Source organism: Flavobacterium sp. WV_118_3 (genome assembly GCF_039778605.1).
Taxonomy (GTDB): domain Bacteria; phylum Bacteroidota; class Bacteroidia; order Flavobacteriales; family Flavobacteriaceae; genus Flavobacterium.
The window spans coordinates 3671032-3693352 of the sequence record NZ_CP156060.1 but is presented as its reverse complement, the minus strand read 5'-3'; the positions used below and the strand labels follow the sequence as shown (position 1 = coordinate 3693352).

General features: G+C 37.7%; 15 protein-coding genes. All 15 read right to left on the bottom strand.

Annotated elements, in window-relative coordinates; all coding sequences use genetic code 11:
- Nucleotides 1-6: 6 nt before the first annotated feature.
- The 15 genes from ABFU83_RS17120 to gcvH all read right to left on the bottom strand — a co-directional run bounded on the left by ABFU83_RS17120 (nucleotide 7) and on the right by gcvH (nucleotide 22269).
- The gene (locus ABFU83_RS17120; RefSeq protein ID WP_347067711.1) at nucleotides 7-10596 is read right to left on the bottom strand and encodes an RHS repeat-associated core domain-containing protein; all 10590 of its coding nucleotides are present in this window, start codon (nucleotides 10594-10596) and stop codon (nucleotides 7-9) included.
- Nucleotides 10597-10625: 29 nt separating this feature from the next.
- Nucleotides 10626-12521, bottom strand: a complete 1896-nt coding sequence (locus ABFU83_RS17115) for a T9SS type A sorting domain-containing protein (RefSeq protein WP_347067709.1) — start codon at nucleotides 12519-12521, stop codon at nucleotides 10626-10628.
- 291 nt (nucleotides 12522-12812) lie between these two features.
- The gene (locus ABFU83_RS17110; protein WP_347070234.1) at nucleotides 12813-12995 is read right to left on the bottom strand and encodes a hypothetical protein; all 183 of its coding nucleotides are present in this window, start codon (nucleotides 12993-12995) and stop codon (nucleotides 12813-12815) included.
- 43 nt (nucleotides 12996-13038) lie between these two features.
- On the bottom strand, nucleotides 13039-13578 hold the full coding sequence (locus tag ABFU83_RS17105) for a DUF420 domain-containing protein (protein ID WP_347067708.1): 540 nt from the start codon (nucleotides 13576-13578) through the stop codon (nucleotides 13039-13041).
- Nucleotides 13579-13583: 5 nt separating this feature from the next.
- Complete coding sequence (locus ABFU83_RS17100; RefSeq protein ID WP_347067706.1) at nucleotides 13584-14210, bottom strand: SCO family protein; 627 nt, start codon at nucleotides 14208-14210, stop codon at nucleotides 13584-13586.
- A gap of 27 nt (nucleotides 14211-14237) precedes the next feature.
- Entirely contained in the window at nucleotides 14238-14888 is a 651-nt protein-coding gene (locus ABFU83_RS17095) for a hypothetical protein (protein ID WP_347067704.1), read from the bottom strand.
- 80 nt (nucleotides 14889-14968) lie between these two features.
- Nucleotides 14969-15322 (bottom strand): cytochrome C oxidase subunit IV family protein, encoded by a 354-nt coding sequence (locus ABFU83_RS17090; RefSeq protein ID WP_136403856.1) that lies wholly within the window; start codon nucleotides 15320-15322, stop codon nucleotides 14969-14971.
- A gap of 24 nt (nucleotides 15323-15346) precedes the next feature.
- Complete coding sequence (locus ABFU83_RS17085) at nucleotides 15347-16327, bottom strand: cytochrome c oxidase subunit 3 (protein ID WP_347067702.1); 981 nt, start codon at nucleotides 16325-16327, stop codon at nucleotides 15347-15349.
- Between the two features lie 44 nt (nucleotides 16328-16371).
- Nucleotides 16372-16971: a cytochrome c oxidase subunit 3 gene (locus ABFU83_RS17080; RefSeq protein WP_347067701.1), complete on the bottom strand. Its 600-nt coding sequence runs from the start codon at nucleotides 16969-16971 to the stop codon at nucleotides 16372-16374.
- Nucleotides 16972-16977: 6 nt separating this feature from the next.
- A complete protein-coding gene (gene cyoE / locus ABFU83_RS17075; RefSeq protein WP_347070233.1) occupies nucleotides 16978-17880 on the bottom strand; it encodes a heme o synthase in 903 nt (300 codons plus the stop codon).
- Between the two features lie 142 nt (nucleotides 17881-18022).
- A complete protein-coding gene (locus ABFU83_RS17070; protein WP_347067700.1) occupies nucleotides 18023-18565 on the bottom strand; it encodes an SRPBCC family protein in 543 nt (180 codons plus the stop codon).
- Nucleotides 18566-18612: 47 nt separating this feature from the next.
- Entirely contained in the window at nucleotides 18613-20712 is a 2100-nt protein-coding gene (locus tag ABFU83_RS17065; protein WP_347067698.1) for a gliding motility protein RemB, read from the bottom strand.
- Nucleotides 20713-20724: 12 nt separating this feature from the next.
- On the bottom strand, nucleotides 20725-21468 hold the full coding sequence (gene deoC, locus ABFU83_RS17060; protein ID WP_347067696.1) for a deoxyribose-phosphate aldolase: 744 nt from the start codon (nucleotides 21466-21468) through the stop codon (nucleotides 20725-20727).
- A gap of 53 nt (nucleotides 21469-21521) precedes the next feature.
- Nucleotides 21522-21896, bottom strand: a complete 375-nt coding sequence (locus ABFU83_RS17055; protein WP_347067694.1) for a VanZ family protein — start codon at nucleotides 21894-21896, stop codon at nucleotides 21522-21524.
- Nucleotides 21889-22269 (bottom strand): glycine cleavage system protein GcvH, encoded by a 381-nt coding sequence (gcvH, locus tag ABFU83_RS17050; RefSeq protein ID WP_347067692.1) that lies wholly within the window; start codon nucleotides 22267-22269, stop codon nucleotides 21889-21891. The genes ABFU83_RS17055 and gcvH overlap by 8 nt, the downstream gene beginning before the upstream one ends.
- Nucleotides 22270-22321: the final 52 nt, after the last annotated feature.

Genomic DNA, 22321 nt, shown 5'->3' with positions numbered 1-22321 from the left:
TATTTATCATTTTAGTTTCAAAGTATCTTTCCCATTAATAAACATATATCCTTTTTTCTCTTTTATTTTATAACCATTAACAGTTCCTCCAAACCCACCAAAATCATCGAATCTATTAGTTTTCAAACGAACTGTATCACTATAAATAAAAGTTTTAAATTGTACATCTTTATCATTCCTATTTTTCATAATTCCAGTCATTTCCATTTCAGTGGAAAAAAGATCCGCAAACAATTTTATATCCTCTAAAACTTTAGAAAATTTTGTTGCATACAAAGTTGGTCCAGGTGCCCATGGAGACTCAACTGCATTATAAATCACGCCTTTCTTTCCAGGATTGTCTCCTAAAAAATCTGTTTTCATTTCTCCATCCATCTGCACGTAACCGCTTTGCCTATCAAAAATATCACGAAGAAAACTGAAACCACTCAAGATTGATGGATTTAACTGGGAATTATGATGGCATGTATTGCATGGTATCGTTTCTTTATTTCTCTGGACAACAATATCATTTAAATTAACAGTGTATGCCACATCATTTGTCTTTTCTATTTCTTGGTAGCCAGTTTCTTTAGCACCTTTAAATGTACTCTTAAACCAGTCCCCAATTCGCTTAAAGAAACCTGGTGGGTCAACTGACTGCATTCCATCCGGATCAATCAAATTAATCGGGTTTTGCATCGTATAATTATACGGATTCCATCCCTGATAGTTCTGAGCCAACGGATCCACACTTAACCAAATACTAATTTTTGGATCGTAATAACGGGCACCATAATAATACATTCCTGTTTCGCTATCCAGTTCTTTACCGTTAAATTTATAAGGTGATGCATAGTTTTCTGTAAAACTGTGCATTTCCACCATTGTTTCTCCGAATGGTAAATTTAAGAAAAATTGGTACGGCATTCCATTCGCATCTGTTAAATACGTACTCGATCCCAAATGATCCGGATGGTAGTAATAAATATCCGTATACGGGAACTGCTCTGTTACCTGCGAGGCTCGTTCACTCTCCAGCTCCTCACCATCTTTTTCTTTCGTAAGTATCTCCGGTTTATAATCTTTAAAGTATACTTTTCCGTTATCCGATTTTGAAACCATTTGTTCCAAATCTGTTTTTTGAGCCAATTGCAGCTTTTTAATATCCAACTCCGTTTTATCCAAACGTTCAAAAATACTTGCATCGCTTTCTCCGATTCGACTAACAATACGTTGCGCTCCGGCATAATAGTGCTTGCTGTATTCTCCTCTTCCGTCGACTACAACATACGCACTCGGATAAGTCGTATAGGCTTCAAAACTTACACCACTTCCGTTTACCAATGTTCCATTTTCGAACACCTGTTCCACTCGTGAAGTTCCCTTTAAGATACGCTCTCCGATAGCATCATAAATATAATGTTGCATCTGACCGTCTTTATCGACCACGCGTAAACGGTTACTTTCATCCCAATACATCGAAGTATTCATTCCTACCGATGTTGATCGTACGGTCATATTACCGTTTAAGTCATATTTAAAATCTTCCATATTTCCGGTATTCGAATCGACAATACTCTTCACTCTATGCGATCCCGAAATATATTCGTAATTATTACTATAGGTATTATCCGGATTCGTCAAATAACTATTAACAGCATGTGTCTGGTTTTTCACTTTGATACCATGCGTATCATTATACTCCATATCCGATGAATAATCACTGTTGTTATTCGTCTCCCGATTTACAAACCCTATAAAACTTCCTCTGCCCGATGTCAGTCGGTTTAAGTTGTCGTATTTGAATGTATGCTCATACGTTCCTCCTAATTGATTTGTAGGATTATAAGGCGCATTGTTTGAAATTGTTCTGACATTCCCGACATTATCATATGCATAATTATTATTAAACATATTCTGCTGGGCAGCTGTTTTAACATTCAGATTACTCAAACGTCGTAATGACGGGCTATATGTATATTTTGTTTCCGTATTATTTCCATATAACAAATACGTTCGCTGTTCATAGTGATCATAATCGATTCGCTGGATATATTCGTAATCTGTACTGGCTACATTTCCTAGCACTCGGTTCAAGTTTCCACCAAGATCGTAGTAATATGACACTCTTTCTCCGTCCGGATAAGTCATCTTTTTTAATCGGTTCCAGCTATCGTATTCAAAATACGTTTCAAATACACGCGTCGGGATATTCGGCCCTACTACGGTACGTTTGTTATAAATCAGTTCGCCCATACTACCATAATCAAAATGTTGCTCTCCCGAAGCATCTTTTTGATAGACTAGTCTACCCGTCACCGGCCCGCCATTTCCATATTTATAGGTCACATCACTAATATTGACTCCACTTGCGGTTGGCGGAAACTTAATCTTAATCGGTCTGTTGTATTCATATTCATATGAAATAGCAGTTCCGGCATTTGTTAAATTAGCGGTTTCCAATTTCGTAAGGTTACCAGCATTGTCATATGCATATTTTGTTGTTCCGTTATCCGGATGTGTTACTTCCGTCTTTCTTCCCAAATCGTCATAATCATACGTTGTAGTTAAATCTTCCGCATCAACATAGGCCAACAATTCGCCAATTCCATTATAGTTGAATTTTGTCCAGATGTCGCCGGATGGCCCTACATTCTTAGTCATATTCACTCTTCCGTTGATATCTTTAAAAATTTCCGATATCACTTCTTGCGATCCGTTTTGGTCGGTAACCGATCTCGTTTTCAATGCCATACTACCATTTTGATCTGTATCGACGGTATACGTCATTGTCGCTTCTTTACCATCCTGATCGGTAGTTTTTACCACACGATCCAATTCGTCGTATTCCGTTTTCGAGAAATACGGAACCACCTGTTGGTTAATCTTATAATTTACCGCACAACTCTTACCTTCATAAGTAGGATTATACTGTCGGATTCCTCTTCCGTAATCATCGTAATACACCCATCCGGAAACCGACATCGCTTCTTCATACACCGGCTTATCGATTGTTCCAGTATTGATTTCAATATCTTTTTTCACCTGCATTGGTCTTCCCAATCCATCCATAAACGTAAACGTTTCAATCGCATTCGGATCGTGTTGTTCGTCATAATGCGTTGTTACCGCTACCGGAAGGAAGTCGGTACTTGAAACACATGGGTTAGCTCCTAAATCCGCGTGAGTAGGATAATATTTAAATTTAATCGTATAATCCGAAATGGCCGCAACGAGTTCTTTCGGTCCTTTTACTGTAACTAGTCGACCAAAGGTATCATATTGATATTGCGCAATACTACCACCAATATCGATAGTCTCCAATACTTTATCAAATTTCGGATCGTATTCTGTAGTCGAATAATAACCAAAGGCATCATCGATCTGCGTCACATACTTATTGGTTGCTGTATCATACCCGTACATATACCAGAAAGCCTGGTTATTATGATTTCGAGGGAATTCCACCCGTGTAAGATTACCAAAACCATCATATTCCATAGTGGTCTTTACAAAACTACCCGCGTCTTTATAGGCCAGAATCGCTCCGATTGCTCCTGTATTCGGGTTGATTTCATCCGTTATTCTTCTTCGTTTTAATACAGATGAACCGCTACTGGAATCGAACACCTTAATCTCTTTCGGAACATTCAAGATATTTTTAGCGACTAAAACAGCATCATTATGATAAGAAACCGTAGACGAATAATTATCAGCTGTTGTTGCCAGATCACCATCATTTATATAATCAGTCACCCTTCCGTAACCGTCATATTTCATACGACTTTCCGAAACAATTGTATTTGTACCTAATTCATAAACCTCATTTCGGGTTTTAACCATTACAACACCGGCCTGTCTTCTACCTTCTTTACCACCCACGTCAAATGTTAACGGTAATGAAGAATTGGTATCCATCTGCCCGTTAGCTAATATCTTTCTTAACTCATAGAAATTCTCCATTTGTGAGAATACAGGACCGCTGGCTGTACCATAATAAGGGCCTTTTTTTACATACGATTTCTTCACCAATCCTTTTAAGAAATAATTATCGTTATGGTATTCCGCTATCGTAGTTCTGTACGCTTGTTCATTTGGTTTATAATCAAGCGTTCTTACGATTCCGTAACCATAGAACTCTCTTTCTCGTCTGTCATAACGTCCTCTTTCGTATTCGAAACTTTTTCTATAAATATCAACTCCTTCATTAGCCAATGTTTTTCCGTCATGAATTACAAGACCGGACATTACCCATCGGGAATGCGGGTTGTTATAATCAACCGGTTTCGGTGTATAGTCAACTGTAAAAGTTCCTCCTAATGGATTCTGAACTGTTTTTAACAAGTTGGTTCTTTTAATATTAGAGTGATAAACTATAAAATCCCCTCCGTCTTTGGCTACCATATCGGTAAACCCGTCTTTATTAAAATCTCTGTATGACTTCAGGTTTTCAGTAATCGCAAGATTGGCATTACCTCCTACACTAGCTCCCCATTTAAAATGTAGGATAGGAAAATAAACAAACAGAAATTTACAACAGATTGTAAAATGGGAAAACATGGCTACCTGTCCGGCAATGGATAAAGCAGTACTTTGAGAGTCATTATTCAGATTTACTGTGATTGGATAAACCGTATCTGAGAATCGGGTCCCTTCATTAAAACGCACCCCATTACTTGTAATTATATCTACAAGTCCGTCATTATTAACATCCTCAAAAGTAACTCTTGTGTTATTTCCATTTCTACTAGCTCCTATATCAATACTAAATTCTAGCGGTACAGATTGTAATAAGCCTGAAACCATTCCATCAATACTAAAACCTAAACTTACTCCCAACGGACTTGGTGTACTCATATATGATGTTAGGTTTCTATAATTAGCATTTTCAAATACCGTTTGTCCTATTGTTCCTTTATTTAACTGGACTCTAAAAACATTGCCATCGATATTAATTCTGTCGGGCAATCCGTCACCGTTAACATCCTGCCAAAAGTTTTCACCGTGATTATCTCCATCCAGACTCACCGACACTCCAATTCTATCAGAAGGTTTCCCAATATTCATTGCTCTTTTTTCTTCCCCCCCTCTTCCATTGCTATCACTATTTGAATCGGATCCGGTACTCTTATTCCCTGCAATAATAGATCCTTTAGCTAAGGTAAAGCCATTATTTTCACTATGACTAACCGATATATGTCCAAAACCGGGATCTCCCGACGGGCTTCTATGTCCACCCGTCATAGTTGTTGTTTGTAGATTGTCTGTTAGAAATATTTCCGGGTATCCGTCACCATTCAAGTCCATAAACTCACGTGTTGATTGGCTATATCCCTCATCATTCAAGCTACTACGACTAAAGTTAATCGGTCCCCAACCTACAGTATACGATCTTGATGCACTTTGATGCTGTTTGTTAATAGCAAACATACCTGTATTCATATCCGCTTGCTCTGTAAAATGAGTATGACTGTCGTCTTCATTAAACATATCTCCAAAAGACGATGTTGTAAAATCACCAGCCCGCATAGTCGTTGCACTGGAATATGTGGTATCAAAAAAACCTTCCCATTTCTCAATCATTTGGTTATTTTCATTCACATTTCGCGTTGGCTTTGCTTCCAATAAACAAATAGCTGGCGGATTAATCGAAAACTGGTTTAATAAATCACCCAACGCTTGTAAATCCTGAATGCTATACTGTGAAAAATCAGTATTTTCATTCGGCAAATTAAACGCCGAAGTCAACACCCCTTGTATACAGGCTCCTGGATCCGGAGCATTATCACACTGACTGGTATCAATGCCCATATCTGCCAATATATCGGTAGACATTCCTAACATCGGATTGGCAATTACACTATGATTAAGTAGTTTTCCATAACTATCTGATCGTGTATTGGGATTTGGATCATGATTTTCGTTGTACAAAAACTGTCCCCATCCATTATGCAATGAGCCTAAATGTTCTAAAGAATACCTGAATATTTCTCCCCAATATTGATATTGAGAATTTCCATAGCTTTTACTGGTATAGTAAGCGCTATAAGGAACTTCACGATTATAATAAGATCCAGTTTGATAGGGTAATGACCAATCATAACCAATATAAATTAACGAACCTCTATCTTTATAAGTTGTTACTATTGTAACACCATCTGGCGCTATATAAGACTCATAGTGACTCTGCACCAACCCTCTCCATTTTACAAAAAGCTCATCATTTTGCGCACCATCAACATAAAACTCTACGTTTATATCAACCGGTGTCGCAATACTGTTTATATTTCCAGTATAAAGAGGGATGGGGTCATTATTATTTGAAACATTGACTGTTCCATTTTGGATCGTTATTTTTCTTTTCGCTATATATTTTCCATTTTTCTTTACTACCATCAGGAAAGAACCATTATCTTCATTTGTAAACGGATAAGCTGGATTACTTTCCAACATATTATTAATTTTTAAACCATAGGTCTGAACCGTATTAGGCACATTCCAAATTATAGGTCTGCCATATACATTGTTATGATTGGGACCTAAACGATATTTACTTGTGTATCCTCTATATATTGAATATTTGACTATCGGATATTTATAGACGCTTCGATTTACCACTCCCCCAGTAATTGCATTGGCATCAGGGATATAGGTGAATTTTGGTTTCCATTCAATTGCTTTCCATTTTACGTTAGAATCAGATTCTACAAATAATTTAAAAACAACTTGTTGGTTATTTGAGAGATTAGACATGACGTAGTTACTAACATCTATAGCCATTGTATTCCCTGCCATTGACACAACCGTACTCGAGTTTTGCGGGCAAATTTTCTGATAGATCACCTCCTCCAACGGTTGTGCTTGAAGATTAGTCAGATCATACGTATATTTTACAATTTTATAAGTCACATCATCCGACATATTCGCCACTGTAAAATTGGACCACTCAAATTTAACAGTTCCTGTCCCTGGTAATTCCGTTTCGTCCTCCTTACTCAAAATAAAAGAATCTGCATAGTTACTTCTATTATTATCGATTCCGTTCGGATCTAAAAGCGGCCCCATCGGCACTCCAAATTCATCAACAAACTCTATACTAGGATTTGAATTTAAAACGGCATTAGAGCCATTTGTATTTTTATGTAGCCTAAAATAGAATTTAACATTTTTATCAACTGCTAATACTCCATTATTATTGAGAAAGTCTGCCCCTAAAGGGACATTATCATCTGTAATCAATACATCTACCGGTGGTTGAGCAGCTGTTAATTCTTTTAAATAAAGTCTGTAACCGATGTTTCTTCCTCCTAATACTTCAATAGAATAGACTGCCTTATCTTCAGGGTTATTTCCTTGTAGAGAAATTCGGTCTCTTATTATAACATGTCCACTAGCTGGTGATACCCATACCCGTACGACATCATAATCCGTCATCACATCCATCTGCTGATCATCTGGATCTGGCTCTTCATTTGGTCTTATACCTGGATCGGCAGTGATTACCATATTTGGTGTTAGCTCACTGGAAGCATAAAACGTTGGTGTTTCATTACTATCCAGTCGGTTAAAATACACCACTCCATTACTTACAATGTCAATTAAACCATCATGGTTCGCGTCTGTAAAATAGGTAATGGTTTCCGAACTACTTTTAAATCGTTTTGTTCCGAAAAAGAATGGTGCTCCAAACAACTGGAACTTAAAATTCCATCCTTCTAAAAACTTGTTCTTAGATGTACCCTCACTTCTAAAAAATTCTCCCGCTTTATTTATTTTTTTGGCGGAATCAAAATAATGTTCCGTTGTATCATAGTCCCGAACTTTATGCCCAAGATACCAAAGTCCATCACTTTTTTGATATACCACATCTTCTAATCCATCTCCATCAATATCAACTAAAGTCACTTTTCCAACCTCTTTTGTTGTAGATTCACCAAACGGAAAACCAAACATAAAGGTAGGCGACGGATTCTGACTGATGCTCCAAAACCTTAACTGAATCCCTAAAGACGGTTCTACTTCCCATCCTTTATCAACATTTTGAGAAGAATTCATTTTTGATGCATTCAGCATATTACCAAAACTAAGTTGGTAATTCGGTGCGATTTCCGGGACCTGTACTTTTACTCCCTGATTGAACAAATTGGTATTCTCTAAATCATCATAATACATTAAATTATGAGAATAGGCTATCTGTCCCGTTGCATCTTTTTCAGTAATTGTCTTAAGCAATGATTTATTGAACTTTCCAATCGCATATACAAAGTCATAGCTTCTTATCGATGCTGTATTATATAGAACATCAATCTTTTTCAATCGGTATACATTAATCTGCTTAATTCCCAGTCTATTGTTTACAGACACATCTGGTCTTATTACATTTGTCTCATTTGTAAAATCGACACGGTATTTTCCATCGTCTCCTCCTTTACCGGTGTAATAAATATTTTTTATATTAAAAACTCTCCCACCTGTAAGAATTGCATTATCACCTGACTGGACTCCAAGGTTAAAATTATCATATACATACTTTATTCGGTTTCCATTTACATCTTCCGTCATATAAAGCGCCCAATGCACGATATTATTATTATCATTTTTAATAACCGCATTATCGACTATTGCTCCATCTTTTCCACCATACCAACTTACAGTCCCATCGGTTGCCGTTACTTTCCAAAAGTAATTTGCAGGTGTTGAACCAAATCTTTCAACTAATGTATTATCCGTTTTCTTTCTAAATGAAAATGCTTTTTTATTTGCGGATAAAGCATAGGAACGTAACTGTTTTTCGGTACTATATACCGTTGATCCGTTTGATGCTGTACCGGCATCCATATGTCGGTTCGGCATATAGTCTTCTCCGTTGGCCATTTTCGGATACATTAACTGCTCTCCTGCCAATGTATAAATTTCCGTTTCTTTTTGCACATCAAAAAGCGGAACTCCCCAACGGGTATCTAATGTGATCGCCGGAACAGAAATATTCCACCCTTCTCCTAACCATCCACCCTTGGATTCGCTGCTATATTGTACGGCAAGATTAGGTTGCATTCCTTTTCTTCCGGCCGGTATTTTGATCGGATAACTTACGTTCGCATTACCGTCGTATGATGCCTGCGGTGGACTCATCATTGTGATTTCTGCTGATGGATCTGCGGCTTTTATATCATTCATCATGGTGGGCGCAAATGCTGTCGACTGCGGACTTTCCGGCACCTGAATGATTCCGTTGATATAATCTGTAAAATGGGTTGTTTCGGAGACAATACTTTTTGCTTCCGTATCTACCTGATCTCTTTGTACTTCAATCCATCTTTTTTGTTGGGTATCAAAATAAAAAGTTTTAATATCGGCAGCTGTATATCCTTTCGGGATTAGCAGACTATCATATTCCAATGCAATTTTTACGGGTTTTTCAAATTTTGTTCCATCCGGTAAAAAACGATAGGCCTTCCCGCCTTTTGTTACGTTGATCAATCCTGAACCTAACGGAACGATATCTATTTTTCGTAACTCCCGAATCGAAACCAATCTGGATTTTACCAATGCACTGTCCGGTACGGTAATTTTAGCTCCAGATATGGCAAACATACCGCCTTTGTAGGCTTCAAAACGATTGGTTATAAAATCTTTCGTTTTTTCGATTTCAAAATACTGATCGGCTTCTAAAAGATAACCAACGGTAAGTAATTCCTGTCCGATTAATCCCTCTTCATCTTCCGCTTTGATCACAACAAGCTGATCTTTTTTAATACGGTCACTTAACTCGATAAATCCTTCGAATTCACCGTTAGTATAGCGCAATGCTTTTCCATTAGCGGTTACTTTAGCAATCGCTTCTTCTTTTCCCTTTAAAAATCCCTTAATATAGATTTTATTATCTTTTGACAGTGTAATATCTGAGTTATGTACAACGACCGTCGGTGCGATTTCTAACGGTTTCTTTTTCTCAACTGCAATCGTCACATTTTTAATGCTGTATTGGTAGGTTGATCGTTCCGGAGTAGCAAAAACAACTTTGTTCTCTCCATTTTTTAACCAATCCCCATCGATCTCTTCTTTTTGTTGGCTCCAATTTTTAGTTTCTTTAACAATATAACCACCCGTTGCCAAACGGTCGTTAATGGATCTTGATACGGCATTAACACCGTCTACACCATATACATCATATTTCAGATAGACATTATAATCACGGCTATCCGGCAACGCATCGATATTGAATTTAAAAACATTATCCGAAGGGCTATCCATCGGCATTTCTTTTGTACTTCCGATAATTCCCGACGGGATATCTGCTACCCATTGCTTTACAGCCGTCGTTACTGTTTTTACTGTTGAAATATCATCCGATACACGAATCGGTTCCGTTTTAATTTGTCCGACTTGATTAGACAAAGTTGTAGTATCGGAATTACCGAATAATCTTTCCGGATGTTTTTTTGCCATCGAACCGGCATAATATTGGATGTTCGACGGCTTAAAATAGGCTTCTAAAATACCTTGAGCGGGCGCTACAAATGTACTGTGCAGCATACCGATCAAAACAATATAATGAACCGTTTGAAAAACGTTTTTCTTTATTCCGGAATAACGGGTATTTCTATAATCCATGCTTATAAATATGAGTAGGGGTAATTGTATTATCTAACTATTAATTTTCGGGCTGATGTTTCACCATTTATACTGATCAGTACCATATAAGTTCCTTCTACACTAATACTATCTTTATGTGTATGGTACTTTATATTTTTAAAGCTTTTCTCGCGAATTTGTCTTCCGTTTAAATCGTATACTTTAATCTGAGCATCGGCTTTTTCCAATAAGTTAAACATTATAGAAAAATCGCTGGTAATGCCAACCGGATTCGGATAAAGGACCAATTGATCACCATTACTATTATCGTTTGCCAATACTTTAAAAGGTAGTACTCTTGAACAACCTTCCTTATTAAGAATACGAAGCGAATAATTTCCGGTTTGAGTCATGGTTGCTTTTTTATCGGTTGCGATTATATCAGTATCATGTAACCACTCATAAGAAAGGCCTTTTTCATTGCCTTCAGTGATTATAGGCATGATATCGATTGATCCATCAGTACTTAAATACCATTTTTCGGCAAGTTTTACATCCAGATTATCCAGACTTTCTACGATCGCTTCTTTTTCAAATATCTGTTTATTATGATCTACCATCGTTAAACGGTAAATACCCGGACGAACATCTTCCAACATTAAAGACGTTTCTGTTGTAGTATATTGTTTTTTCAGATTTCCGGAAAATAATGTCACATTATACGGAGCCTGACCACCGATAAATTTAACTTCGATCTTACCTTGTTGTGCCGTGATACAATTAGGATCTGTTGTTTTTATTTCGGCAAAGAAAGCCGGTGCTTTTACAAAGGTAAACAACGCTGTATCTTTCCATGGAATTTTATTGAAATGAAGAGTATCATTGTTTAGCGTCTCTACTTGTTTGTAATAAATAGCAGAAGTATAATCGAATTCCCCTTCCGTTTGTGCTGAAACTGCTAACCAAAGGAATTTATCTTTTTCAGCACGACCAGAATCGATTTTCATTTCTTTTTTCAGGATTCGCACCTGAGTAAAAATAGTGTCTTGTGCTATTTTATTAAAAGCAACCGATTTCCATATTCGATCCATTTTTTGTACTCCCGCATCATTTTTAACCGGAATACCAGACATCTTATTATTATCTCCCCAAATAAGATATGTATTATCTTTCAGCTTATTTTTATTGGCTCTGTTTTCTTTTTCAATCGTCCCTAAACCAATATATAAGCCGTCATGTTCTGCATTCCCGGACTGCTTTTGATACAATTGCTGATAATCAGCACGACCGATACCGGTTACCCGACTATTATAGCTTTTGTTTTTGTTATAATCCCATATCGTATCGTGGGTAGCATTGATATAGTCGTAATTCCCTTTTAAGGAAATACCGTATTTTATCGAAAGATAGGTTTCTATTTTACGGCGTTCTACTGCGCTAACGACTTTCGGGAAATAAATAAATTCCAACAATTGTTCTTTGTTGTCTTTACTATTTTGAATATCATCAACAATATCAAAAAGAAGGGTATTTTTCTTTTTTACAAATGGTTCTGTTTTATCATAGAGATAACTTAATACAATACCATTTTTAGAATCAACTTCTTTATATTCCAATACTTTATCACTAAGTATTTGTTTATTGGTTACAAACGTTCTTTCTTTTCCATATTGAAGTGTCAAAACAGATTTTTCTTCTTCTACATCCGATTTAAAAACCACAAAAAGAGACGATTGATCACTCAATTTATTTTTGAACAGACTTTCCGTTTTTAATATTGTTGGATTAAAATTAAACAGCAGAACATTATCCCCTGTGTTATGAGAAGTTGGTAAAGGATCCTGTACGCCTTTTATCCATAATCGATTTGAGGAAAAGCCATTATTATACTGGGCTGAAACCGATTGAAAACCTAGAATAATCAGCGATATCAGTAAAGATTTCACAAAAAAAGTTGTCTTCATTACTATTTTATCAAAAATTTAATACTGTTTTCTAAACAAAACAGCAAAAATATAAATTATAATAGCAACTCCGATTTTTATTTAAATTATTAATAAAAAGATAAGCTTTTCATTATAAAATATTAAAAAAAACACAACACTTAGAGTTTTAAAATACTAAAAACAATATTTTAACAATAAAGTCACTTGAAAATCATTTGAAAAATCAAAAAACAGAAAAGCCGGAGTTTTATCACTTTTTAATTTATTTAAGTGATAAAATCCGGCTTTATCCAATAATATAACATTTCTTTATCTCTGTTTCTTCTTAGTCTTTAATCGGTAAATCGCATAACCCAACACTCCAACCAACACATACGGAATCACCATCAGGTATACAATTCCGTCGTTTACGGCTTCTGCTTTTACACCACCTTCTTCACTTTCCAAAGCCGCCCGACACATCGCACATTGCGCATTTGCATTTAGCGACATTAGCAATACCACAATCGATAAAAACAGTGGCTTTATAGTCTTCTTAATGCGCATAATAGGGAGCAATCATAAGGTAAACAATCACACCAGTCACCGCCACATACAACCACATCGGGAATGTAATCTTCGCAATCTTTTTGTGTCGCTCAAAACTACCGGCCAAAGCCCTTACATAGGTAATCAACACAAAAGGAATGATGATCACTGATAAAAGGATATGTGTTACCAAAATAAAATAATAAATATAGCGGATCGCACCTTCGCCTCCGAACTTCGTTGAATCGGATGTCATATGATAGGCCACATACATCGCCAGAAAGGCTACCGAACAGGCAATCGCCACCTTCATCAGGTTTTCATGCAGGCTTCTTTTGCCGTTTTTAATCGCCCAAACCGCCGCAACCAATAAAACCGCTGTTATTCCGTTGATCGTCGCGTAAATAGGCGGTAAAAAAGATAACGGCTGTACATCATAGCCTAATTTTCTAAGGTTAACACCAAACAACAACGCCACTACTAACGGTATCGCTACCGAAAGCACCACAATCCATTTATTGTATTTTTTTTCTACTGAATTTTCCATTATACTTATTCTTCTAGCAATTTCTTAATATCTTCTTTTATCGCTTTAATTCCCGCTTCTTCCAAACCATCGTAATACAAAATAGGGTTATCAAAACTATCTTTTCGACAACGGATATTTCCTTCTTTGTCGATTAACGCAAACAAACCGGAATGTTCAAATCCGCCCGCCTGTTTGTCGTTTTCCCCGGCATATAGGTTAAATCCTTTTAACGCCAGATCGTAAATATATTTTTTATCACCGGTAAGGAAATGCCAATTGTAATTCTTCACCCCCAACTGATCGGCGTGTGCTTTTAAAACCGCCGGTGTATCGTGTTCCGGATCGATCGTAATAGAGGCAATTCCGAAACTTGGATTTCCGTAAAACTCTTCCTGTAGTTTCAGCATATTCTGATTCATAATCGGGCAAATCGTCGGACAAGTCGAAAAGAAGAATTCCACCACGTATACTTTTCCGAGGTAATCGGCATTGCTTATTTTTTTATTGTTCTGATCGGTTAGTTCAAACTTCGGCACCGGTCCGATGGTTACTAAATCTGCTTTTTGAAATTTGGCCAGGATTTTCGGCACCGCCCAGATCCCGAAGATCAGTACGATAAATGAAATTCCGATATACGATTTGTTTTTCATGAGGTAAACTATTTAGAGTAATGCGGATTATATTTTGCGTTTGTTATTCTTTTTCAGCGCCAGTCGGTATTCGGCCAGGATGATTTTCACATCGTCACTCATTTCATTGTGCAAATCGGCAGCCGAAATGGTATTATACCCTTCTTTGTATTCTTCTTCTCCTTTTTTATTCTTGCCTTTACGCCCTCTTAGGTTGAGGTCTTTATCGATAATAAAAACATTTGGCGTACGTAGGTTTTTATCCAGCTTTCCAACCAGTTTCAGCGCGTCGTAATAAGCTTGAATCTCTTCCGGTTTAGCAAATACATAATGCCACACTTTTAGATCGGAAATTCCGCTTAATTCCGTTTTTAACTGACGCGCCTGCTCTTCGGTTCCTTCGGGCGCAATCATCACCACCTGAAAATCGGCAAACTCTCTGTTTTTATTATAGATTTTCTGATCGAGATTAAAGGCATCCCCTTTATTGAACAGGATTTCGGATCCGGGGAATCCCAGAATCGTGATTTTATCTTTTAGACGAACAGTATCGCCATCAAGCGATTTCCAGTTGGAAAGCTCCTTGATATTGGGTGTTACGGTAGGCAATTTTGCAAAACTGTTTACGCCGGATGCGAAGAACAGATACGCACAGATAGGCAATGCAAAAAGAACGGTGAGAACAATATATTTTTTCATGGGATACACCTGAATTTTAGTCTTCACAAAATTAAAAAAAGGCGGTTGAATAACCGCCTTTTTTATAATTTAATATGCTATTAAAAAATCCATCTGTAATCGGAATTTTTAAACACATCAAAGATATAATTACCTTCTACCAGTAAGATGAACACTAAATAGATAATTAAAAAAACCAGTGGTCCAACAATCGACCATCTGAAACTTCCTTTTTCTCCTTCAAGGTGCATGAAGGCCCACATGATATAGTAAGCTTTCACAACGGTTAAGATAATGAAAATCCAGTTAAGCAAATTCATAGACAATAGGTTTGTCATGTATAATGCTTTTGGTTTATCGATACCTAAAATAACTTCGATGATTGTAATTACGGACAGGATTCCGAAAACAACCCATATTCTTTTTGTATTTGATTCGTGCGCGGTATGTGCCATGATATACTTATTCTTTTAAATCAATTAAACTAAATAGAAGAATGTAAATACGAACACCCAAACTAAATCTACAAAGTGCCAGTACAATCCAACTTTTTCAACCATTTCATAACTTCTTCTTTTCTCGTAGGTACCTAAGATCACATTAAAGAAAATCAAGATGTTGATCAATACTCCGGTAAATACGTGGAATCCGTGGAAACCTGTAATAAAGAAGAAGAAGTTAGCAAATAATTTATGACCATACTCGTTACGGATCAGGTTAGCCCCTTCCACAACATATTTCACGTCATTTAATTTTTTCAATGATTCTTCTCTCGACAATACCGTTTTCGTTTTGTCTTTAGTATTGAATTCCGAACGAATCAATAGATCCGGATTGGCTTTGAATCCTTCTACAACCTGTTCTACAGAATAGTTAGGAGTAGCATGTGAATCACTCATATACCAAACCCCTTTATTTCGGGTTAATTGTTCTCTTTCTTTAGGAAGGTGCGCAGCAAAATCACCCAACGCTACTCTTTTTCCGTCTTTATCGACGAACTGAAGGATTAAACCTCCTTTAGTTTCCACAGCCCCGTAAGTACCCTGGATAAAGTTTTTCCATTCCCATGCCTGAGATCCCAGGAAGATAAAACCACCAATGATGGTTAAAAGCATGTAAACGGCTACTTTTGTTTTTTTCATATGATGTCCTGCATCAACCGCCAATACCATGGTTACAGATGAGAAAATCAAAATAAATGTCATCAATGCCACATAATACATCGGTGCATCAACGCCATGCATGAACGGGAAGTGATTAAAAACCTCGTCTGCAATAGGCCAGGATTCTATAAATTTAAATCTTGAAAAACCGTAGGCTGCTAGAAATCCAGAAAAAGTCAAGGCATCCGATACGATGAAAAACCACATCATCATCTTACCATAACTTGCTCCCATCGGCTCATTACCGCCGTCCCAAGTTTTTCCATTAGTAGCTGTTGTAGTAACTGTCGCTCCCATTATAAAGTAATTAGTTAAAAAGTTCCCAAATTTACATTTTTTTTCTATTTGTAGAAATAGAAAAATAAAAACAAATACACCCAAAGAAAATCAAGAAAGTGCCAAAACATCGCACCAAGCTCTATACCAAGGGTTTGACCTGAATTGTATTTTTGTTTAAAATGATTATAAATTATGATCAAAAGTGCTACTAAACCCCCGAATAAGTGGGCCAGATGGACAATCACCACCACGTATAAAAACGAAGTTGTGATCGTACTCTCACTTCCGGTAAAAAAATAGCCGCTTTCGATAACCTGTGCAAAACCTTCAAATTGTAGGACCACAAAAGTAATCCCCAAAGCCAATGTTAGCCATAACAAATTGGTCGTTGCTTTTCTATTATCTTTTTGAATGGCTTTTTTAGCCAGATGAAACGTCACACTACTCAGCAACATCACTACCGTACTGGCGATAAAAGCACTTGGCAAGGTAAAATCCTTTAACCAATCTGGTCTGGACTTACTCACCACATAGGCACTTGTTAACCCTGCAAACACCATCACAATGCTGATCATCGCGAACCAAAGCATCATTTTATATGATTTTGCTTTTCTTTCGTTATGTTCTTCAACTGACATTTTTATACTATCTGTCGTACTCATACTCTACTATCGTAAAAATTTATCTATAACATACACCAATTGCAGCAACGAAATATACGAAACACTCACCAGCATTAACTTGCGCGCTGCTTTTTCGTCCATTTCCCGGTATAATTTCACTGCAAAGTACAACATCCAAAGTCCCAAAAGCAATACAAAACCGGCAGCCACATAACTCAGCTTTAAATCGCCTGTAAAACCGACAACCGGAATCAAAGAAGCAATAATCAACCAAACCGTATACAATATCGTTTGCAAAGCTGTTTTCTTATCTTGTTTTCCTGTTGGCAACATAAAGAACCCGGCTTTTTCGTAGTCTTTATACAAAAACCATCCGATAGCCCAGAAATGCGGGAACTGCCAGAAAAACTGGATCAGAAAAAGTGTTCCGGCTTCGATGCCAAACTCGTTGGTCGCGGCCACCCATCCCAACATAAACGGAATTGCCCCCGGAAAAGCGCCCACAAACACCGAAAGTGGCGTCATGGTTTTCAAGGGCGTATATACACTGGTATATAAAAAAATGGATATCGCACCAAACATAGCGGTTTTCGGATTGATCGAATACAGAATTGCAATCCCGACAACGGTTAGTATCCCTCCTAAAACAAAGGCTGTTTGTTTGGAAATTCTCCCGGAAGGAAGCGGTCTGTTCTTGGTACGATCCATCAACGCATCCAGATCTTTTTCGATAATCTGATTAAACACATTGGAAGCGCCCACCATACAATAGCCACCAATTCCAAGCAGTATAAAAGTAACCCAACTAAAAGGCGTTTCATCAGAAACCCCTAATAAATAGCCTACTATAGACGAAAAGACAACACTAATAGCCAGTCCTGCTTTGGTGATTCCTTTAAAATCCGCAAATAAAGAGGTAAGTGAAATTGTTTTTTCTGAAGCGTTCAAGGCAGTTTTCATTATTATTTATAAAAACGGTGCGCAAATATACTTCAAAAATTAGTTTTCATCAAAAGTAAAGCCTTAAAATCAACCGCAAACAGCAGTTTTAACAAAAAAGAGAGGTCCTTCAACCTCTCTTCGTAAATTTTTATTGTTTTTCCAATATGGCTTTCATATCCTTCAAGCCGGTTTCCAAAGCACCACCCAGTTCTTTTTCCATATCCATAAACAGCAACAGCAGATTCATCGGATAATTGATCGAACCTTTAAAACCCCATTTTACTTTGGTTTGGTTTTCCGATACCGCTTCGGTTATCATATACGCATCATCATCGGCTTCCATTGGTTCTTTAAAACGCAACTTCATGTCTACCCGATCGCCATCGACAATACGAACAATTTCCTGCTCACCTTTTCCAACTTCCTTATTGGTACTTTCCCAGGCATAAACAAAACCAACTTCTCCATCGTTTCCTTTATAATCTTTTTTCATTGCCGGATCTTTCTGATTCCAGACACTAAAATTATCCTGGTTTTTAATATGCCGTATATAATCGAACACTTCCGCTTTAGGTTTGTTGATCACTATTTCTCTTTCAATAGCATAATCTTTTTTCACAAACAAACCTGCCACGAGTAGCAAGACAATAATCGCCAGAAAGAACAGTATAATATTTTTTATTATTCTCATAAAATGATGTTTTTTAGTAGTTATAATACTAAAGTTACAAAAAATAATTAAAAATCATAATACCAATTAAACAAATCCACCCGCAAACCGACTGAAAACCAGGTTGTCGAACTTTTTACTACCGTTGGTGTTTCGGTAGTCGGATCGAAGTTTCTATAGATTACATTCCCGAATATTTTCAGGTTCATCGCCGGATTGACCAGATAACCCGCCTGAAGATCTGCCATTAAAACATTGGTCTTATTCCCTTGTCCGGTAACGACTCCGGTGTCATATGGCCGGTCTTCGTCATAATTCCGATAGATATCACCACCGTAATTATAGGTATTATCAGCCGTATTAAAATCAAGACCTCTTTGTCCGTAAATCAACTTTGCATCGACAAACCAACGGCCGTAGTAGTAACGGGCAATTCCCATCACTTCTTTCAGATTGGCACCCCAAAGGTGTCCCATACTTTGGTTGTTATGTCCGTAGTTCGTTAACACATTACTATGCGAATACACATACGGACGCACATAATTGTATTCGGCCTGCAACATCAGGTTTTTAATTTTAAACGCATCGTAATATTTTCCTCCGATCTGGAAGCCATATTTATTTTTCCAGCTTCCGTTTCCGGCTTTAATATCGCTTAATGAAAACTCATCCAACAGGAATTGTCCGTAGATATTCATTTGGTTGCTCAGCTTATACTTCGAGGTAAGTCCCAAAACGGCATTTCCACTTTTGGAAGACGAAGTAAACTCCACCGCACGGTAAAAAATGATCGGATTCACAAAACTAAAATCAAAACCACGGTCGTTCGTATTACTCCAAACCACCGATTCAAAGAATCCCATATTCCAACGCTTCGACACATTCCAGCTTAGGTAATGATTCGCCATATATTTGGTCGCATAGGTTTTTTCGGCCGTTACGTCATTGCGGACATCTTTTAGCCACATATACGTATTGGTATATTTGATTTTCCAAAACGTCGTATTGATTTTAAAATACGGGTAAGGACTCGCTACATCACTAAAAATCAGCGAACGATAGCCATCCCCGATAAAATTCCGACCGTATCCCAATTGCAGGTTGATAAATTTATTGGGTGTATAGGATATATTAGCTTCAGCCAATGGAAAATCATAACCATCGCCATTAAATTCTTTCGCAATACCGATACCCGGAATAATCGCCGGATTTCCACCCGATGGTTTAATCGACTCGGCATAGCGGTTGTAATAATCCGCAAAACGCCCCTGACTTTCATAAACCGAACTCGAGAACGTGAGCTGCTCACCCAACGCTCCCTGAACATGAATCCCACGAGTGTTTACATAGGTATATTTGAGTTCGCTATCCATATCTTTTCCAACGCGCAGGTCGAAGATCGGATTGATCGTAAACCAATAGCCGTCACCCTGAATGGCAACCAGGTTTTCGTTCCAGAGTTTTCGTCCCCACCAGGAGGTTTTATTTTTAAGCAGTTTTTGCTGTTCTTTATCGAAATCGTAATATTTGGATACTTCTGCATAGGAATACGGTTTGGAAGCCGAATGATTATTACTACCCACCTGATTTACGGCCGCATCGAAAACGGCATAATTCTGATGTGAGAAAGGAATATTCAAATGGCTTTTAAACTGCGGATTCCGGAAGGGCTTGCTAACGATTTTATCAAACTCATCCAGTTCCCGTTGCACTTTCGGATTGGTTTTTCCGGAAGTAGTCGCTACAGCTGTTGTTTCATCCGTTACCGGTTTTTCCAACGGAATAGCAATACGCACCGTATATTTAGCATAGGTTGCCCGGCCTGCAAATTTTGCCGGCTCTACCTTTTCGAACTGCTCAAAAACCCTTTTGGTTTCCTCTTTCAGTTCCGGGTAGGCCGCATCGATATACAAGGGTTTAAAAGTCCCGGTCGAATCGACTTCAAACAAGGCGATAACGGTCCCTTTATAATTCGCATCCGTTACTTGCTGCGGCACCTTAAAATGCGAATAGAAAAAATCCTGAACTTTAGCATTAAAGCAGGATTCCTGATCTTTTGGGGGATTATTTCTACAGTCCTTAAAAACCGGAAACTGCTCGCTTTCTGTTTGAGAGAAAGAATTTGTTATTCCAAGGAACAACAATGCTACGCACCATAAATGCCTCATGTACTACAGGGTTTAATATTCGCTATTTGAATTTTCGCCATGAGCGATGGCTTTCGCCGAGGACGTACCGATTCTTTTCACGCCCAGTTGAATCATTTCGAGGGCTTCATTACGCGTACGTACACCACCGGCTGCTTTTACCGGTAATGGGAATGAATTTTCGAGCATTAGCTTTATTCCGGGTACGGTAGCGCCATTTGGCTTCCCATCTTCGGTTTTATAAAACCCGGTTGATGATTTTACAAAAACCGATTCGTATTGATTTTCTTTAAAATTGGCAATAACCACATTCTTTATCAATGCAGACAATTGTACAATTTGATGATCATTTAGAGCGGCTATTTCGATAATCCATTTTACAATTTTATTATGCGACAATCCCAAACGGGTACATTCCAGGACATCTTTTTTAACCTTATCGGTTTCGCCACGTTTAAACGCTTCGTAATCTACTACAAAATCGAGATCGTCCGCACCATCCTGAATCGCCTGCTCCGCTTCTTGCAGTTTCTCTTCCAGTGTTCCGTTACCGTTTGGAAAATCGATAACCGTTCCGATGGTTACGGCCGAATTATTTTCAGCGATCATCGTTCTGGCCATGGCTACCATATCCGGGCGAATCATAATCAGTTTAAATTTTTCCCGAATCGCCTCCGCAACATAGTCGGCTACAATTTTTCGGTTTTCCGTTTCTGAAACACCAGCCTGTTCGGCGGTTTTTAAATAGGTCGAGTCTAAATAATTTCTAATATCCATGGTATAAAAATAAAAAAATCCCACAAAAGTGGGATTACTATGTTGCAATTAATTTAGTCTTTCAGCTTCTGACTTCTATTTAGATACAGCAATGCTATTGCTATAAGTCCTCCTGTGGTATTGGCCAGTACATCAAAAATGTCTGCCGATCTTGTTGCTGTAAACAGTCCCTGACAGATTTCAATTCCAACACCATAGCAAAAACCGAAAAGAAATACGATTCGTAGTTTTTTTACCAATGGTTCATTCGGGAATCTACTATCGAGTGTCCGAAACCACAAAATTGTAAACAGGAAGTAAAAAACGAAATGTACAAACTTATCTTTAAAAGGAATTTTCCCACCCACATTGGTATTAATGGTTATCAGACAGGCAATACCTATCACTAACGACCACACTAATGCGAGTAAAAGATTGAGTTTACGCACCAATCAAGGCTTTATAATCGTCGCTTGACAAAAGTCCTTCCACTTCAGCCGGATTGCTGATTTTTACTTTGATCATCCATCCCGCTCCGTAAGGATCGGTGTTCACACTTTCCGGTTCCGACTCTAAATCTTCGTTAAATTCAATGATCTCTCCTGTTAAAGGCAAGAACAAATCCGATACTGTTTTTACCGCTTCAACGGTTCCGAAAACTTCGTCTTTGTCCAGTGTCTGATCCAATGTTTCCACTTCAACATAAACGATATCTCCCAATTCTTTTTGTGCAAAATCAGTAATTCCAATCGTTGCAATCTCGCCGTCAAGGCTAACCCATTCGTGATCTTTTGTGTACTTTAAGTTAGATGGTATATTCATTGTGTTTATTTTTATTGACAAATGTAATTTTATTAGCGGTAACTTTAAAATG

Coding starts and splice junctions, on each gene's coding strand:
- ABFU83_RS17120 (WP_347067711.1), bottom strand. CDS start 10,596: ATGGATTATAGAAATACCCGTTATTCCGGAATAAAGAAAAACGTTTTT.
- ABFU83_RS17115 (WP_347067709.1), bottom strand. CDS start 12,521: ATGAAGACAACTTTTTTTGTGAAATCTTTACTGATATCGCTGATTATT.
- ABFU83_RS17110 (WP_347070234.1), bottom strand. CDS start 12,995: ATGTCGCTAAATGCAAATGCGCAATGTGCGATGTGTCGGGCGGCTTTG.
- ABFU83_RS17105 (WP_347067708.1), bottom strand. CDS start 13,578: ATGGAAAATTCAGTAGAAAAAAAATACAATAAATGGATTGTGGTGCTT.
- ABFU83_RS17100 (WP_347067706.1), bottom strand. CDS start 14,210: ATGAAAAACAAATCGTATATCGGAATTTCATTTATCGTACTGATCTTC.
- ABFU83_RS17095 (WP_347067704.1), bottom strand. CDS start 14,888: ATGAAAAAATATATTGTTCTCACCGTTCTTTTTGCATTGCCTATCTGT.
- ABFU83_RS17090 (WP_136403856.1), bottom strand. CDS start 15,322: ATGGCACATACCGCGCACGAATCAAATACAAAAAGAATATGGGTTGTT.
- ABFU83_RS17085 (WP_347067702.1), bottom strand. CDS start 16,327: ATGGGAGCGACAGTTACTACAACAGCTACTAATGGAAAAACTTGGGAC.
- ABFU83_RS17080 (WP_347067701.1), bottom strand. CDS start 16,971: ATGAGTACGACAGATAGTATAAAAATGTCAGTTGAAGAACATAACGAA.
- ABFU83_RS17070 (WP_347067700.1), bottom strand. CDS start 18,565: ATGAGAATAATAAAAAATATTATACTGTTCTTTCTGGCGATTATTGTC.
- ABFU83_RS17065 (WP_347067698.1), bottom strand. CDS start 20,712: ATGAGGCATTTATGGTGCGTAGCATTGTTGTTCCTTGGAATAACAAAT.
- deoC (WP_347067696.1), bottom strand. CDS start 21,468: ATGGATATTAGAAATTATTTAGACTCGACCTATTTAAAAACCGCCGAA.
- gcvH (WP_347067692.1), bottom strand. CDS start 22,269: ATGAATATACCATCTAACTTAAAGTACACAAAAGATCACGAATGGGTT.